The sequence below is a fragment of the Homoserinimonas sedimenticola genome (genome assembly GCF_026094475.1).
Classification (GTDB): Bacteria; Actinomycetota; Actinomycetes; order Actinomycetales; family Microbacteriaceae; genus Homoserinimonas; species Homoserinimonas sedimenticola.
On sequence record NZ_JAPELL010000001.1, the window covers coordinates 1,240,615 to 1,255,429 of the forward strand.

The following is a 14,815-nucleotide window of genomic DNA, read 5'->3' on the forward strand; positions in this document are numbered from 1 at the left end:
AGCGGTGGTGCTGGCACTCTCGCAATCCGAGTGCCAACCTCGTGGAACGGTCCTGAATAATGGGGCGGATGGATGCTGCCGAGCTCGCCCTCCTGCTCACCCCCGAGGGGCTCCGGCTTCTCGACTCGCTGCCGCCCTACGACAGCAAGGGCGATGTGGTGCGCATCGTGAGCGAGTTGCGGGCGACAGGCCACTCCCCCGAGCTCGTCGCCGCCGTGCTGACGCAGGCGAGGCTGCGTCACCGCGCAGAGGCGAAGTTCGGTCCCTTCGCCGCCCGCATGCTCTTCACCGAGGCGGGGCTCGAGCAGGCGACACGCCTGAGCGTCGCCGCCCGTCACGCCGAGCGCTACCGCAGCGCGAGCATCCGCCGGGTGGCCGATCTGGGCTGCGGCATCGGCGCCGACGCCCTCGCGATGGCCGCCCTCGATCTCGAGGTGTTCGCGGTCGAGCGCGACGAGTCGACCGCCGCGATCGCCGCCTACAACCTCGCCCCGTGGGAGGGCGTCACAGTGCAGCACGGCAGCGCGGAGGACGCGGACCTCGGTGGCGCGGATGCCGCGTGGCTCGATCCCGCCCGACGCAGCGAGCGCGGGCGACTCCGCGATCCCGCCGACTGGTCCCCCTCGCTCCACTTCGCCTTCGGCCTGGCCGAGCGGATGCCCGTGGGCGTCAAACTCGGACCGGGAATCGATCGGGAGCTCATCCCCGAGGAGGCGGAGGCGCAGTGGGTTTCGGTCGACCGGGAGGTTGTCGAACTGGGGCTGTGGTTCGGGCCACTCGCGCGTCCGGGCATCCGTCGCGCCGCTCTCGTGATCACGGCGGCGGGTGCCACCGAGCTGACGGGTGAGCACGACAGCGAGGATGCAGAGCTCGGCACGCTCGGCGAATACCTCTACGAACCCGACGGCGCCGTCATCCGCGCCCGCCTGATCGGCGACCTCGCCCGCACCATCGGCGGTCGCATGCTGAGTGAGGGCATTGCCTATGTGACAGCAGACACGTCCGTCGACACGCCCTTCGCGACGCGCTTCCGCATCATCGAGCAGCTGCCGCTCGACGAGCGGACCCTCAAGAAGGCGCTACGCGAGCGAGGCATCGGCCGCCTCGAGATCAAGAAGCGGGGGGTCGACATCGACCCTGCGGAGTTCCGCAAGCGGCTCGCGCCCCGCGGAGACGGCTCCGCCACCCTCGTGCTGACAAGGGTGGCGGAGCGTCGGGTCGCGCTGCTCGTCGAGCGCGCTCCCGGGATCGCTAGCTGAAGTCGCTCGTGGAGCTGAAGAGCAGCAGGGGCAGCAGGAACGCCGCCGCGAAGATCAGCCCGATGATGATATTGAGCGCGAGACCCGCGTAGCCCGTGATGATTCCCGTCAGCCAGAAGCCCTTTGCATGGGGCTCCTTGCGCTGGGCGATGTGGCCGAAGACGACGCCGGCCACGGCGGGGAGGAACCCCCACCCCGCGAATCCGAGCACGACGCCCACGATGCCCGTCACCATCGAGGTGATACTGAGACCCTTCGGCAGCTCGGGCCCCGCCTGGTAGCCCTGGTACGGAGTGCTGCCGTAGGGGTTCTGCGGCGCCCCCGATGCGGCGCCTGCCGGCGCTCCGTACGGGTTGCCGGCGGTTCCGGCCGCGCCGTAGGGGGATGCCGCGGGAGGCGCAGTCGGCGCGGCCTCGGGCGCAGGCGGCACAGTGGGCGCCGCCTCGGGCGCAGGCGGCACAGTGGGCGCCGCCTCGGGCGCAGGGTGCGCGGCGGGTGACGCCTCATCGGCGGTGGCCGCGGCATCCTTTGGCGGGGTGGGGACTGGCGGGACGCCGTCGGAATCGTGTGTGCTCATGCTGACATTCTGGCGGACCCGGCACGCCCGTGTCAGCGCTCAGACGACGAAGGCCCGGACCACGCGGTCCGGGCCTTCAGAGTCGAGTTGTTGCTCAGGGCTCCATCTCGAACTGGTACGAGTCCAACTGCGACCAGTCGGCGCTGCCCAGGGCGGCGATCCAGAGAATGAGCGAGACGATGGCGATCGCGAGACCGACGAAACCGAGGATGATGCCCGTGAGCCAGAGACCCTTGGCCGCCTGCGGCTCCTTGCTCTTGCCGAGGAAGCCCGTGATGACGGCGCCTGCGGGCAGGAAGAGGTGGAGGATCGAGCCGATGACGGGGATCAGGACAATCCAGCCGCCGAGGAAGCTGATGATGCCGAGCACGAGGGAGACGATGCTCAGAACGGGCGACTTGCTGGGCGTGCCACCCGCGGGGGCGGAGTACGGGGTGGGCTCCGGAGCAGCAGGGGTGGGTTCAGACACGGGAGTCTCCTTGTGATGGGAACTGGGACGATTGCGCTGCCCATCGTGGCAGCGCCCTCTCGGAGTGTCAACGAGCGACACCCGAACACTACGCCTGGATGCTCGTGACGGGAAGAGTCGAGTCGGCCCCGAAACCGAGGCCCGAGGGCGGACGCCCGGCGGCAACGAGCTGCGCACCGAGGGCCGCGATCATGGCGCCGTTGTCGGTGCAGAGTGAGAACGGCGGGATGCGCAGGGCGATGCCTGCGGCCGCGCAGCGCTCCTCCGCGAGGGCGCGCACTCGCGCATTCGCGACGACGCCACCGCCCAGCAGTAGGCGCGGCACGCCGAGATCACGGCAGGCTGCGACCGCCTTGGTGATGAGCACGTCGGCGACGGCCTCGCGGAAGCTCGCCGCGACATCCGCCACCGGCACCTCCTCGCCCGCGTCGCGCCGCTGCTCGACCCAACGGGCGACCGCCGTCTTGAGACCCGAGAACGAGAAGTCGTAGCGGTGCTTCTCCATGTCCTTCGGCAGGCTCAGCCCGCGGGGAAAACGGATCGCCGTCGGGTCACCGGATGCTGCCGCGCGATCGATCTCGGGGCCGCCCGGGTAGGGCAACCCCAGCAGCCGGGCGACCTTGTCGAAGGCTTCCCCCGCCGCGTCGTCGATCGTCTCGCCCAGCATCTCGACATCGTTCACGAGGTCGCGGACGAGCAGCAGGGACGTGTGCCCGCCGGAGACGAGGAGCGCGACCGTCGGGTGCTCCACATCCTCGCCCGTCAGCACGTCCGCTCCGACGTGCCCCACGAGGTGGTTGACGGCATAGAGGGGCTTGTCGAGCGAGACGGCGAGCGCCTTCGCCGCACCGACACCGACCATGAGGGCGCCCGAGAGACCAGGGCCGCTCGTGACGGCGACCGCGTCGAGATCGGCGAGCGTGACATCCGCCTGCTCGAGGGCCGTCGTGAGGGTCGGGGTGAGTGCCTCGAGGTGGGCCCGGGCCGCGATCTCGGGCACGACGCCGCCGTAACGGGCGTGCTCATCCATCGACGAGGCGATGACATTGGCGAGGAGGGTCGTGCCGCGCACGATGCCGACGCCCGTCTCGTCACAGCTCGTCTCGATGCCGAGCACCAGTGGTTCATGCGCACGGTGTTCGCGTGTCACGACTCTCCCTTCGCGAGGCCCGGCTGCGGCGCGTCGAGCGGCGCGCGCATGACGACCGCGTCGACCCCGTCGGGCTGGTAGTAGTGCGGCCGCACCCCGATCACCTCGAAGCCGAGGCTCTCATAGAGGGCCTGCGCGTGCGGGTTGTCGGCGCGCACCTCGAGGAAGACCTCGCGGGCGCCGCGCTGCCGCGCCTCCGACATGAGCTGGTGCATGAGGGCGCGACCGAGGCCGCCCCGCCGGGCCCTCTCGGCGACCGCGATCGTCTGGATGTCAGCCTGTCGCGCGCCTCCGGGGGCGAGCAGGCCCGCATAGCCCTCGACCTCCTGCGTCTCATTGCGCAGGGCGACGAGGTAATAGGTGTGCGCACTCGTCAGCTCGGCGCGCATTGCCGTCTCCGACCAGGCGTCTGTCGCAAAGGTCGAGGTTTCGATGCGCATGATCGCTTCGAGGTCGTCGGCGTCGGCCCGGCGCAGGAACCAGGTCATCCGCTGACCCGCTTCGGCCCCGCCGCGAGAGTGACATCGGGCGAGCGCAGGTAGAGCGGCTCCTCCCCCGCGAAGCTGCGACCGTGCAGGTGCATCGCCTCGGCGAGCGTTCCCAGGGCGCCGGCTGAGACCTCCTGCGCGTCGAGTCGGCGGATGTCACGGCTCGCGATCGGGTCCGGGCTCGAGAGCCCCGGCCCCTCGACGCGCACGGGGAGCCCCTGCTCGTCTGCCCCCGCATACTCCGACCAGTACAGCTCTCGCCGACGCGCATCCGTCGTGACGAGGAGCGGCCCGCTGCCACCAGAGGCATAGTGCCCGTAGGCGATCGCGTCGTGACTGACGACGCGTACTACGGGACGTGCCGCCCCGAGGGCGAAGGACTGGGCGGCCGCGATGCCGACGCGCAGGCCCGTGAAGGGCCCCGGGCCCATGCCTACCGCGACACCGGACAGGCCGGTTACCGCCACCCCCGCGTCGGTGAGGCAGCGTGCGATGAGCTCACCGATGACCTCGGCGTGCCGACGCGTGTCTGCCTCGCTGTGTTCGGCGATGATGCCGCGGTCGCGGTCGACGACCGCGACACTCGTGCCCGCCGAGGTGTCGATCGAGAGGAGCATCAGACCAGCCTAATCTCGTGCCAGCGCTCACCGTGGGGCTCGACCGTCACGAGGCGTGGCTCGACGCCCTCCTCCGATTCGACGCCGCCGACGGGCCTGCGGATCGTGATGTCGAGCCATTCGTCGACGACGGCGTCGAGCATCCCCGCGGCCCACTCGACCACGACGACGGATGCCGCGAAGTCGATGTCGAGGTCGTCGAGCTCGGCCGGGTGGCTCAGCCGGTAGGCGTCGACATGCACGAGCGGCGGGCCGTCGCCCAGGCTGGGGTGTGTGCGGGCCAGCACGAAGGTGGGGCTCGTGACGGGTCCGCGCACGCCGAGCGCCTCGCCCAGACCACGCGTGAAGGTCGTCTTGCCTGCGCCGAGTTCACCATTGAGGGCGATGACGTCGCCCGCCCGCAGTTGGCCCGCGATGAGCGCGCCGAGCTCCCCCATCTCCTCCGGCGTTGGGATCGTCAGCTCTGTCATGCGCGGTACGTCCTTGTCGTGCGGCCGGCAATGCGCGTCACGATCTCGTAGTTGATGGTGCCGGCCGCTCTCGCCCAGTCGTCCGCCGCAGGCTCCCCCGCGGCGGGATCCCCGAAGAGGACCGCGCGATCGCCCACCGCGACCGGGGCGTTGCCCACGTCCACGACGAACTGGTCCATCGCGATGCGTCCCGCGACCGTGAAGCGCTCACCGTTGATCAGCACGGGGCCCGAACTGGAAGCCTGGCGCGGCACCCCGTCGGCATAGCCGAGCGGCACGAGCGCGAGCGTCGTGTCGGCACTCGTGCGATACGTCAACCCGTAGGAGACCCCGGATCCGAGCGGCACCCGCTTGACGGCTGCCACCGCCGCCTCGACACGCATGGCAGGGCGCAGGCCGAGGGATGCCGCATCCCGCTCGTCGAAGGGCGACAGGCCGTAGATGCCCACCCCGAGCCGGACCAGGTCGAAGCGTGCCTCGGGCACGTCGATCGCGCCGGCCGTCGCGGCGAGGTGCCGCAGCTCGGGGCTCAGACCCGCGGCATCCGCCATCGTGAGCGCCGTCTCGAAGGCGGCGACCTGCGCGAGGTCCTCGTCACGGCCCGCATTTGCGAGGTGGGAGAAGACCCCGGTGACGCGGAGTCGTCCCGCGCCCTCCAAGGCCGCCGCACGCTCGAAGAGCTCCGCCCAGCGCGTGCGCTCGACCCCGTTGCGACCGAGACCCGTGTCCACCTTGAGGTGCACGGTGGGCGAAGCATCCGTGGCCGCCACCGCGTCGAGCTGCTCGACTCGGCCGATCCCCAGCTCGATTCCTGCCTCAGCGGCCGCAACGAAATCCTCCTCGGGGTCGTGCAGCCAGGCGAGGATGGGCGCGGTGATGCCCGCCTCCCGCAGGGCGAGGGCCTCGCGGATGTCGGCGACGCCGAGCCGCTCCGCCCCGCCCTCGAGCGCGGCGCGCGCCGCCTCGACCGCCCCGTGCCCGTAACCGTCGGCCTTGACGACCGCCATGGCGGCGGTGCCGTCGGCAAGCCGCCGCAACTGCTCGACGTTGGCACTGATGGCGGAGAGCGAGACGGATGCCTCGCGCATGGGTGCGCTCACGCCGCCTCGCCCTCCGCGATGACGTAGGCGATCGCGAGCCCGCCGTCGTGGCTCATAGAGAGGTGGAAGGTGCGGATGCCGCGGCTTCTCGCGATCTCGGCGATGCCGCCGTGCAGCTCGAACGATGGATTCCGCAGCTCGTTCGACACGACGCGCATGTCGTGCCAGCGCATTCCCGTCGAGTCACCGACCGCCTTGATGAGCGCCTCCTTGGCGGCGAAGCGTGCAGCGAGCGAGGGCAGCGAGCGAGCGCGCCCCTCCGCACGCTGTTCGCTCTCGGTGAACAGCCGACCAAGAAGTTTGGGCGTGCGCGTCGTCGCCCGCTCGAAGCGGGCCAGATCGACCAGGTCGACCCCCACCCCGAGGATCACGACCTACTCCACCGTGACGGACTTGGCGAGGTTGCGCGGCTGGTCGACATCCAGGCCCTTCGCCGACGCGAGCTCGAGCGCGAAGATCTGGAGCGGGATGACTGCGAGCAGCGGCTCGAACAGCGGGCCCGCGAGCGGCACGGGCAGCACGACATCCGCGTAGGGCAGCACGGCGGCGTCGCCCTGCTCCGCTATCGCAAGGATGCGGGCGCCGCGCGCCCGGATCTCCTGGATGTTGGAGACGACCTTCTTATGCAGCGAGTCGGGGTCGCGCGGGCTCGGCACGACGACGAAGACGGGGATGCCGGGCTCGATCAGCGCGATCGGACCGTGCTTGAGCTCGCCCGCCGCAAAGCCCTCGGCATGGATGTAGGCGATCTCCTTGAGCTTGAGCGCGCCCTCGAGCGCGACGGGGAAGCCCACGTGGCGGCCCAGGAAGAGCACCGAGCGCGTGTCGGCCATCCATCCGGCGAGCTGCTTGATCGTGTCGTGCTCCTCGAGCACGGTCGACATCTTGTCGGGCAGCGCCTGCAGCTCATCGACGGCCGCCGCGATCTCCTCTGCGGCAATCGTGCCGCGGGCCGTCGCGATGTGCAGGCCAAGCAGGTACAGCGCGATCACCTGGGCCACGAAGGCCTTGGTCGACGCAACCGCGACCTCGGGGCCCGCGTGCGTGTAGATGACGGCGTCGGACTCGCGCGGAATCGTCGCGCCCTGAGTGTTGCAGACCGAGACCGTGCGGGCGCCGTTCTCGCTCGCGTACTTGACCGCCATGAGCGTGTCCATCGTCTCGCCCGACTGGCTGATCGAGACGACGAGGGTGTTCTCCGTGAGGATGGGGTCGCGATAGCGGAACTCATGCGCGAGCTCGACATCAACGGGCACGCGAGCCCACTTCTCGATCGCGTACTTCGCAAGCATCCCCGAGTAGTTGGCGGTGCCAGCACCCACGATCACGATGCGGTCGAGCGAGCGGATGGCGTCGTCGCTGAGGCCCTCCAGTTCGTCGAGCCGCACGGCGCCGTCGACGGCACGACCGAGCAGCGTCTTCGCGACCGCCTCAGGCTCCTCGCTGATCTCCTTCGCCATGAAGCTCGACCAGCCGCCCTTCTCGGCCGCCGAAGCATCCCACGCCACCTCAAAGGCCTTCGCCTCGACCGCGTTCCCCTCGAAGTCCGTCACCGTCACGCTCTCAGGCGTGATGATCGCCAGCTGGTCCTGCCCAATCTCCATGGCCCGCTGCGTGTGCTCGACGAAGGCCGCGACATCCGAGCCCAGGAAGTTCTCGCCGTCGCCGAGCCCGATCACGAGGGGCGAGTTGCGGCGGGCGCCCACGACGACGCCGGGCTCGTCCACGTGCATGACGAGGAGCGTGAAGGCACCGTGGAGTCGGGCTACGACTGAACGAAGCGCTTCCGCCAGGTCACCCGTGCGACGGTAGGCGCGGCCCACGAGGAGCGCGGCGACCTCGCTGTCCGTCTCGCTCGTGAACTCCGTGCCGGGGTCCTCATCGAGCAGCTCCTGCTTCAGCTCCGCGAAGTTCTCGATGATGCCGTTGTGGATGAGCGCGAGACGACCCTCATCGCCGAGGTGCGGGTGCGCGTTCGCATCCGTAGGACCACCGTGCGTCGCCCAGCGGGTGTGCCCGATACCCGTCGCACCGTTGGCGAGCGGATGCTGCGACAGCTCGTCAGCCAGCATCTGCAACTTGCCCGCCTTCTTGCGGGTGTCAAGACCGCCGTCGGCGCCGAGAACCGCGATGCCGGCTGAGTCATAACCGCGGTACTCGAGGCGGCGCAGACCGCCCATCAGCACCTCGATGCTCTTGTCCGTACCGACGTAGCCCACGATTCCACACATGCGCCCGATTCTATGCCAGCGCGCATGGGCAAGAACGCGCCGCCCAAGTGCCGCTAGGCTTTGGGGCGATGTCCGAGCCCAGCAACGGCGCGGCCAGCAGCACCCCCTTCGTGGAGATCGAGCGTGCCGCCTGGGCCGAACTCGCCCCCGCCACACAGCTGCCGCTGACCCCGGAGGAGGTCGCGGGCTTGCGGGGACTCGGCGACACCCTCGACGTCGACGAGGTCTCCGATGTCTACCTGCCGCTCAGTCGGCTCATCAACCTCTACGCGGTCGGAGCGCGCGAGCTGCACTCCGCGACAAGCGCCTTCCTCGGTGAGCGCTCCCCCAGCACACCCTTCGTCATCGGAGTCGCCGGCTCGGTCGCGGTCGGCAAATCGACGATCGCGAGGCTCCTGCGCGTGCTTCTCGCCCGCTGGGAATCGACGCCGCGGGTCGCCCTCTTCACGACCGACGGCTTCCTGCACCCCAACGCGGAGCTGAAGCGGCGCGGCCTCATGGAACGCAAGGGCTTCCCCGAGTCCTACGACCGCCGCGGGCTACTGCGCTTCGTCACCCAGATCAAGAGTGGGGCCGCGGAGGTGCGCGCGCCCGTCTACTCCCACCTCAGCTACGACATCATCCCGGGCGCCGAGGTCGTGGTTCGCAGGCCCGACATCCTCATCGTCGAGGGTCTCAACGTGCTGCAGCCGCCGCAGCCGGGTCACACGCTCGCCGTGAGTGACCTCTTCGATTTCAGCATCTATGTGGATGCTCGCACTGGGGACATCACGCGCTGGTACGAGGAGCGCTTCCTCAAGCTGCAACGGGGAGCCTTCGCCGACCCCGAGTCCTACTTCCACCGCTACGCCTCACTCGACGAGCAGCAGGCGCGCGAGACCGCCTCGGGCATCTGGAACCGCATCAACCTGCCCAACCTGACCGAGAACATCCTGCCGACGCGGTCGCGCGCAACCCTCGTGCTGCGCAAGGACGAGACCCACTCGGTGCAGAAGATACTGCTGCGCAAGATCTGAGGCTGCGCAGCTCAGTCGGCGAGCTGTTCGCGGACGACGGCGGCGAGTTCATCCGCCGCGCGCTGGGCAGTCTCCTCGTCGGCCGCCTCCACCATGACCCGCACCATAGGCTCGGTGCCGGAAGGGCGCAGGAGCACGCGCCCCGTATCGCCGAGCCGGTCCTCCCACTCGGCGACAGCGCGAGAGATCACCTCGTTGCCGGTCAGCCGGCTGCGATCGACGCCCTTCACATTGACCATGACCTGCGGGTACACGGTCATGACGGAGGCGAGCTCCGCAAGCGACTTGCCCGTGCGCGAGATCTCCGCCGCGAGTTGCAGTCCCGTGAGGATGCCATCACCCGTCGTCGCGTGGTCGCTCATGATCACGTGCCCCGACTGCTCGCCGCCCAGGTTGAAGCCGCGGGCATCCATCTCCTCGAGCACGTAGCGGTCACCGACCGCCGTCAGCACCATCGAGATGCCGTGCTCCTCCATCGCGAGACGAAGCCCCAGATTGCTCATCACGGTCGCCACGAGTGTGTCCTGCTTGAGCAGGCCCCGCTCCTTGAGGGAGAGCGCGAGGATCGCCATGATCTGGTCGCCGTCGACAACGGCCCCCGTGTGGTCGACCGCAAGGCAACGGTCGGCGTCGCCGTCGTGTGCGATTCCGAGGTCTGCCCTGTGCGCGACAACCGCCTCCGCGAGACGATCGATGTGCGTCGAGCCGACGCCGTCGTTGATGTTGAAGCCGTCGGGGTCCGCACCGATGACGGTGACGCGGGCGCCGGCATCCGTGAACACCTGGGGGGAGACGCCGGAGGCGGCGCCGTGGGCGCAGTCGAGCACGATGTGCAGGCCGTCCAGACGCGCCGGGAGGGTCGACAGCAGGTGCAGCACGTAGCGGTCCTCGGCATCGGAGAACCGGCGGATGCGCCCCACCTCGACTCCCGTCGGCGCGAGCTTCTCACCATTCGTGTAGGCCTCGGCGATACGGTCCTCAACGATGTCGGGCAGCTTGACGCCGCCCACAGCGAAGATCTTGATGCCGTTGTCGTCCGCAGGATTGTGCGAGGCCGAGATCATGACCCCGAAGTCGGCGCGAATGTCGGCGATGAGGAAGGCCGCGGCGGGAGTCGGGATGACCCCCGCATCCAACACGTCGACCCCCGAACTCGCGAATCCCGCGGCGACAGCCGCAGCGATGAATTCGCCCGAGATTCGGGGGTCACGTGCAATCACGGCGACGGGACGGCGGCCCGAGGCGCGCCGCCCGTCGGCGACACGACCCTTGCCCAGCACAACAGCAGCCGACTGGGCCAGCCCGAGGGCAAGTTCGACCGTCAGATCCCGGTTCGCAAGGCCCCGAACACCGTCGGTGCCGAACAGCCGCGCCATCCGCTCTTCCGTGACTGAAAGAGGATCAGCGCTTGGAGAACTGCGACGCCTTGCGGGCCTTCTTGAGACCGGCCTTCTTGCGCTCGATGACGCGAGCGTCGCGCGTGAGGAACCCGGCCTTCTTGAGGGTCGGACGGTTGTTCTCGCGGTCGACCTCGTTGAGCGAACGGGCGATCGCGAGACGCAGGGCGCCCGCCTGGCCCGAGGGGCCGCCACCCGTGATCTTGGCGGTCACGTCGTAGCTGCCGAGAAGGTCGAGCACCTTGAAGGGGTCGTTGATGAGCTGCTGGTGCAGCTTGTTGGGGAAGTAGTCCGCGAGTTCACGGCCATTGACCGTGAAGTTGCCGTTGCCCGGGACGATGCGCACGCGGGCGATGGCCTGCTTGCGACGGCCCACGGCCGCACCGGGAACATTGAGGACGGCGCGTGGGGCCTTGGGGGCCTCCGACGCGGGGGTCTCGGTCGTGAAGCTCTCGGGAGCCTGCTCGATGGAGTCTGCGATCTTCGCCATGTCTTCGAAATCCTTGCTTTCTACGGCCGGCGCTACTGCGCGACCTGGCCGAGGGTGTAGGTCTTGGGCTGCTGGGCAGCGTGGGGGTGCTCGGGGCCCGAGTAGACCTTGAGCTTCGCGAGCTGGGCGCGACCGATCGAGTTCTTCGGGAGCATGCCGCGGATGGCCTTCTCAACCGCGCGCTCGGGGCGCTTCTCGAGCAGCTCCGAGTAGTTCGTGGCCTTGAGGCCGCCCGGGTAGCCCGAGTGACGGTAGGCCTTCTTCTGCTCGAGCTTCGTGCCCGTCAGCGCGACCTTGTCGGCGTTGATGATGATGACGAAGTCGCCCATGTCCATGTGGGGAGCGAACGTCGCCTTGTGCTTGCCGCGCAGGAGCGTCGCCGCGTGGCTGGCGAGGCGGCCCAGAACGACGTCAGTCGCGTCGATGACGAGCCATTCGCGCTGGACGTCATTAGGCGTGGGAGAGAAGGTGCGAGTCACAGTAGTGCTGCTTTCTGATCGAGTGAGGTGTTCGTGAATCCCACTCCGGTGGCGGTTGTCGCGGTGACACCACGAGAACAGGCCGGTGGAGGGCTCATGATCGGATGTCGCGCACGAGACGCAGACACCAAGGGTCAACTCTAGCCGAAGGCATCCGCCCGGTCAATTTCACTCAGTCGAGCGGCTCCCGACGGGCGCGGGTCTGCTCGGCTCGGGCCGCGAGTTCCTCGTCGGCGGGGTAGCCCACCTCGAGGAGCGTGAGCCCCTTCGCCGGCATGACCTTGAACTCGCTGACCCGCGCGCGCTCGGCGAGAATCCCCCCGACGCGCTCGACCGACAGCGCGCCCTGCCCCGCCGAGACGCACGCGCCCACAAGCGAGCGCACCATACTGTGGCAGAACGCATCCGCCTGCACCGTCGCGATCAGAACACCATCGGGGTCCCGCCGCCACGAAAACTCCTGCAGAGTGCGAACGGTCGTCGCCCCCGCCTGCGGCGGCCGGCAGTACGCCGCGAAATCGTGCAAGCCGAGCAGCTCGGCCGCCGCATCATTCATGCGCGCCTCGTCGAGCGCCGCCGGGTACCACACCGTGTTGTGCCGCACGAGCGGATTTCGGGCGACGGAAGCATCGCCCACGCGGTACTCGTACCGCCTCCAGACCGGCGAGAACCGCGCGTCGAAACCCTCTGCGGCCAGGGAGCTACGCCGGATCACAATGTCGCTGTCGAGGCCGAGGATGCCGTTGATGCGACGCGCGAGCGCCTCCGCTCCCTGCACGGGCTTCTTGGAGCCCTGCCGGTGCCGCGAGAGAGCCGCCGCCTGCTCCTCCGTCAGATCCAGATGGGCGACCTGCCCTGTCGCGTGGACCCCCGCATCCGTTCGCCCGGCGACGATGAGACGCGGCGCGGGCGGATGCCTCCGCAGCAGCACGGCGAGCGCCCCCTCGATCTCCCCCTGCACGGTTCGCAGGCCGCGCTGCCTCGCCCAGCCGCTGAAGGCGGTGCCGTCGTACGCGATGTCGAGGCGGATGCGGGTTCCGGATGCTGCGGGCGGGGGTGCTGCCGTCTGCGAATCCACAGCCCGAGTCTACGAGCCGCGGCTACCATCGGATGGCCATGACCGCGACACCCAGCACCACCGAGCTCTCCCCTGCGAGCGCTCCCCGCGGAACCCGATTCGGCGGACTGGACGGCCTCCGTGCGATCGCCGTCATCCTCGTCATCGTGTACCACCTCGGGTCTGAGGCGCTTCCGGGCGGCTTCCTCGGCGTCGACCTCTTCTTCGTCATCAGCGGCTTCCTCATCACCTCGCTGCTGCTGCGTGAGAAGGAGCGCAACGGTCGCATCCGTTTGGGCGATTTCTGGCGGCGGCGCGCACGGCGCCTCCTCCCTGCCATCGCCCTCGTCGTGCTCGTCTGCTCGAGTGCCGCGCTCATCATCGGGGGCGACGTGCTCATCGGCTTGGGGGTGCAGGTGCTCGGTGCCGCAACCTTCAGCAGCAACTGGCTCGCCCTCGCCGCGAACCAGGGCTACTTCGACGAGGCGACCCCCGAGATCTTCAAGAACCTGTGGTCCCTCGCGGTCGAGGAACAGTTCTACCTGCTCTGGCCCCTCCTGCTGCTGCTCGTTCTCCTGGTGCCCCGGCGCCGGATGAGGGTCGGCCTGCTCCTCGCCGCCGCACTCGCCTCCGCGGTCGCGATGACGCTCCTCGCCGACCCGCTCGGCGACCCCACCCGCGCCTACTTCGGAACCGACACCCACAGCTTCGGTCTCGCTCTCGGCGCCGCTCTCGCCCTCGGCGCCCACGCCCTCCCGCAAGGCAGGGAACGCGGAAGGCGGACCCTTCAACTCGCCGGCACCGCATCCCTCGCCGTCATCATCGCCGCCTCCGCCGTACTGCACGACGACTCGCCCCTCACCTACCGTGGCGGGCTCGCGGCCGTCTCGGCCCTCGCCGTCGTCACGATCCTCGCCACGATCCAGCCGGGATCCCCTCTCGCCCGCGCGCTCGACGTGCGCCCGCTCGCGTGGGTCGGCGAACGATCCTACGGCCTCTACCTCTGGCACTGGCCCGTCCACGTGCTCGTCGTCGTGGCAACCGCGGAGTGGAACCACGACCCCCTCGGCCAATGGGCTGTTCCCGCGATCTCCCTCGCACTCACGGTCGGCGCCGCTCAGTTCTCCTATGTGCTCATCGAACGGCCCGTGCGCATGCTCGGCTTTCGCGGCGCCGCACGCAGCGCCTGGCGAGCAGTCGCCGACTCGGGCGGTGCGGCGAAGGCACGGCGTACGGCGCTGGTCGTGGCATCCGCCCTCGCCGTTGTCGTCCTCGTCGCGGCCACCGCCACTGCGATCAGGGCCGACCCCGGCAGCGGAAGCGTTCAGCGGCAGATCGAGGCAGGCCAGAACGCCATCGAGGATGCTACGCCCGGTGCCCCCTCGCAGAGCCCAGCCCCCGACGGCACCGCGCCCGACAACTACGAAGCGGCGCCCGAGATCCCCGGCGGCGACCAGATCAGCGCCATCGGCGACTCCGTGATGCTCGCCTCCGCGACCTCCCTGCAGCAGGTGTTCCCCGGCATCGACATCGACGCCGCCGTCTCCCGCCAGTTCTCGAGCGCACCCGAACTCATCCGCGCCCGGCTCGCCGCCGGGACGCTGCGCCCCATCGTGCTGCTGGGCCTCGGCACCAACGGCCCAGTCGATGCAGGGACCCTCACCGAGGTGCGCGAGCTGCTCGGCACGGAACACCAGCTGGTGCTCGTCAACGTCTACGCCCCGCGCTCCTGGACGGAAGGCGTCAACGGGACGCTCACCTCGTTCGCGCAGCAGTTCCGCGATGTGGAGCTCGCCAACTGGCGCGACTCGATCGCCCCGCAGCTCCAACTCCTCGCGAGGGACAAAATCCACCCCGGGGATGCGGGCGGGCTCGTCTATGCCGCCGCTGTCGAGGACGCGCTCCAGCGACTCGCGGAACTGCCCCCCGTCGTCGGACCCCGCGACTACGGGCTCGCACCCCAGCCGGTCTAGCGATCGCCGTCCGAGCTGCTGCAGCCCGTGTCCTGGTCCGCT

16 protein-coding genes are annotated in these 14,815 nt (G+C 69.6%); 3 read left to right on the plus strand and 13 right to left on the minus strand.

Annotated features, from left to right (window positions below; genetic code table 11):
* The first annotated feature begins 68 nt into the window (after positions 1-68).
* Entirely contained in the window at positions 69-1,259 is a 1,191-nt protein-coding gene (locus OH146_RS05755; protein WP_265158307.1) for a class I SAM-dependent methyltransferase, read from the plus strand.
* Here OH146_RS05755 and OH146_RS05760 read toward each other — a convergent pair.
* The 9 genes from OH146_RS05760 to glmS all read right to left on the minus strand — a co-directional run bounded on the left by OH146_RS05760 (position 1,252) and on the right by glmS (position 8,361).
* Positions 1,252-1,836, minus strand: coding sequence for a DUF4190 domain-containing protein (locus tag OH146_RS05760; protein WP_265158309.1), 585 nt, complete (start codon positions 1,834-1,836; stop codon positions 1,252-1,254). The two genes, OH146_RS05755 and OH146_RS05760, sit on opposite strands and share 8 nt — an antisense overlap.
* Positions 1,837-1,930: 94 nt before the next feature.
* Positions 1,931-2,305, minus strand: a complete 375-nt coding sequence (locus OH146_RS05765) for a DUF4190 domain-containing protein (RefSeq protein WP_265158311.1) — start codon at positions 2,303-2,305, stop codon at positions 1,931-1,933.
* An 88-nt stretch (positions 2,306-2,393) separates the two neighbouring features.
* Entirely contained in the window at positions 2,394-3,455 is a 1,062-nt protein-coding gene (gene tsaD / locus OH146_RS05770; RefSeq protein ID WP_265158313.1) for a tRNA (adenosine(37)-N6)-threonylcarbamoyltransferase complex transferase subunit TsaD, read from the minus strand.
* Positions 3,452-3,943 carry a ribosomal protein S18-alanine N-acetyltransferase gene (gene rimI / locus OH146_RS05775; protein WP_265158315.1) on the minus strand — a complete coding sequence of 164 codons (492 nt, stop codon included), beginning with the start codon at positions 3,941-3,943 and terminating at the stop codon, positions 3,452-3,454. Before rimI ends, tsaD begins: the two co-directional genes overlap by 4 nt.
* Positions 3,940-4,560, minus strand: a complete 621-nt coding sequence (gene tsaB, locus OH146_RS05780) for a tRNA (adenosine(37)-N6)-threonylcarbamoyltransferase complex dimerization subunit type 1 TsaB (protein WP_265158317.1) — start codon at positions 4,558-4,560, stop codon at positions 3,940-3,942. The genes rimI and tsaB overlap by 4 nt, the downstream gene beginning before the upstream one ends.
* Entirely contained in the window at positions 4,560-5,030 is a 471-nt protein-coding gene (tsaE, locus tag OH146_RS05785) for a tRNA (adenosine(37)-N6)-threonylcarbamoyltransferase complex ATPase subunit type 1 TsaE (protein WP_265158319.1), read from the minus strand. Before tsaE ends, tsaB begins: the two co-directional genes overlap by 1 nt.
* Positions 5,027-6,118 (minus strand): alanine racemase, encoded by a 1,092-nt coding sequence (gene alr / locus OH146_RS05790; protein ID WP_265160681.1) that lies wholly within the window; start codon positions 6,116-6,118, stop codon positions 5,027-5,029. Before alr ends, tsaE begins: the two co-directional genes overlap by 4 nt.
* 8 nt (positions 6,119-6,126) lie before the next feature.
* Positions 6,127-6,501 carry a holo-ACP synthase gene (locus tag OH146_RS05795; RefSeq protein ID WP_265158321.1) on the minus strand — a complete coding sequence of 125 codons (375 nt, stop codon included), beginning with the start codon at positions 6,499-6,501 and terminating at the stop codon, positions 6,127-6,129.
* A gap of 3 nt (positions 6,502-6,504) precedes the next feature.
* A complete protein-coding gene (gene glmS, locus OH146_RS05800) occupies positions 6,505-8,361 on the minus strand; it encodes a glutamine--fructose-6-phosphate transaminase (isomerizing) (RefSeq protein ID WP_265158323.1) in 1,857 nt (618 codons plus the stop codon).
* Positions 8,362-8,429: 68 nt separating this feature from the next.
* Between glmS and coaA the strand changes: the two genes are divergently transcribed.
* Entirely contained in the window at positions 8,430-9,377 is a 948-nt protein-coding gene (gene coaA, locus OH146_RS05805; protein WP_265158325.1) for a type I pantothenate kinase, read from the plus strand.
* Between the two features lie 11 nt (positions 9,378-9,388).
* Here the strand turns inward: coaA and glmM are convergent, their stop codons facing one another.
* From glmM to truA, 4 genes are all read right to left on the minus strand, one after another.
* Complete coding sequence (gene glmM, locus OH146_RS05810; protein WP_265158327.1) at positions 9,389-10,753, minus strand: phosphoglucosamine mutase; 1,365 nt, start codon at positions 10,751-10,753, stop codon at positions 9,389-9,391.
* A 25-nt stretch (positions 10,754-10,778) separates the two neighbouring features.
* On the minus strand, positions 10,779-11,264 hold the full coding sequence (rpsI, locus tag OH146_RS05815) for a 30S ribosomal protein S9 (protein WP_265158329.1): 486 nt from the start codon (positions 11,262-11,264) through the stop codon (positions 10,779-10,781).
* Positions 11,265-11,296: 32 nt separating this feature from the next.
* Positions 11,297-11,743, minus strand: coding sequence for a 50S ribosomal protein L13 (rplM, locus tag OH146_RS05820; protein ID WP_265158331.1), 447 nt, complete (start codon positions 11,741-11,743; stop codon positions 11,297-11,299).
* A 172-nt stretch (positions 11,744-11,915) separates the two neighbouring features.
* Positions 11,916-12,821: a tRNA pseudouridine(38-40) synthase TruA gene (gene truA / locus OH146_RS05825; RefSeq protein ID WP_265158333.1), complete on the minus strand. Its 906-nt coding sequence runs from the start codon at positions 12,819-12,821 to the stop codon at positions 11,916-11,918.
* A gap of 38 nt (positions 12,822-12,859) precedes the next feature.
* Here truA and OH146_RS05830 point away from each other — a divergent pair, with 38 nt between their 5' ends.
* Complete coding sequence (locus OH146_RS05830) at positions 12,860-14,773, plus strand: acyltransferase family protein (RefSeq protein ID WP_265158335.1); 1,914 nt, start codon at positions 12,860-12,862, stop codon at positions 14,771-14,773.
* Positions 14,774-14,815 lie beyond the last annotated feature (42 nt).

Excerpts from the sequence above, each read along its gene's own strand:
- tsaE (WP_265158319.1), bottom strand. The coding sequence starts at position 5,030 with ATGACAGAGCTGACGATCCCAACGCCGGAGGAGATGGGGGAGCTCGGC.
- glmS (WP_265158323.1), bottom strand. The coding sequence starts at position 8,361 with ATGTGTGGAATCGTGGGCTACGTCGGTACGGACAAGAGCATCGAGGTG.
- OH146_RS05755 (WP_265158307.1), top strand. The coding sequence starts at position 69 with ATGGATGCTGCCGAGCTCGCCCTCCTGCTCACCCCCGAGGGGCTCCGG.
- OH146_RS05830 (WP_265158335.1), top strand. The coding sequence starts at position 12,860 with ATGACCGCGACACCCAGCACCACCGAGCTCTCCCCTGCGAGCGCTCCC.
- rpsI (WP_265158329.1), bottom strand. The coding sequence starts at position 11,264 with ATGGCGAAGATCGCAGACTCCATCGAGCAGGCTCCCGAGAGCTTCACG.
- coaA (WP_265158325.1), top strand. The coding sequence starts at position 8,430 with ATGTCCGAGCCCAGCAACGGCGCGGCCAGCAGCACCCCCTTCGTGGAG.
- tsaB (WP_265158317.1), bottom strand. The coding sequence starts at position 4,560 with ATGCTCCTCTCGATCGACACCTCGGCGGGCACGAGTGTCGCGGTCGTC.
- glmM (WP_265158327.1), bottom strand. The coding sequence starts at position 10,753 with ATGGCGCGGCTGTTCGGCACCGACGGTGTTCGGGGCCTTGCGAACCGG.
- OH146_RS05760 (WP_265158309.1), bottom strand. The coding sequence starts at position 1,836 with ATGAGCACACACGATTCCGACGGCGTCCCGCCAGTCCCCACCCCGCCA.
- rimI (WP_265158315.1), bottom strand. The coding sequence starts at position 3,943 with ATGACCTGGTTCCTGCGCCGGGCCGACGCCGACGACCTCGAAGCGATC.
- alr (WP_265160681.1), bottom strand. The coding sequence starts at position 6,118 with ATGCGCGAGGCATCCGTCTCGCTCTCCGCCATCAGTGCCAACGTCGAG.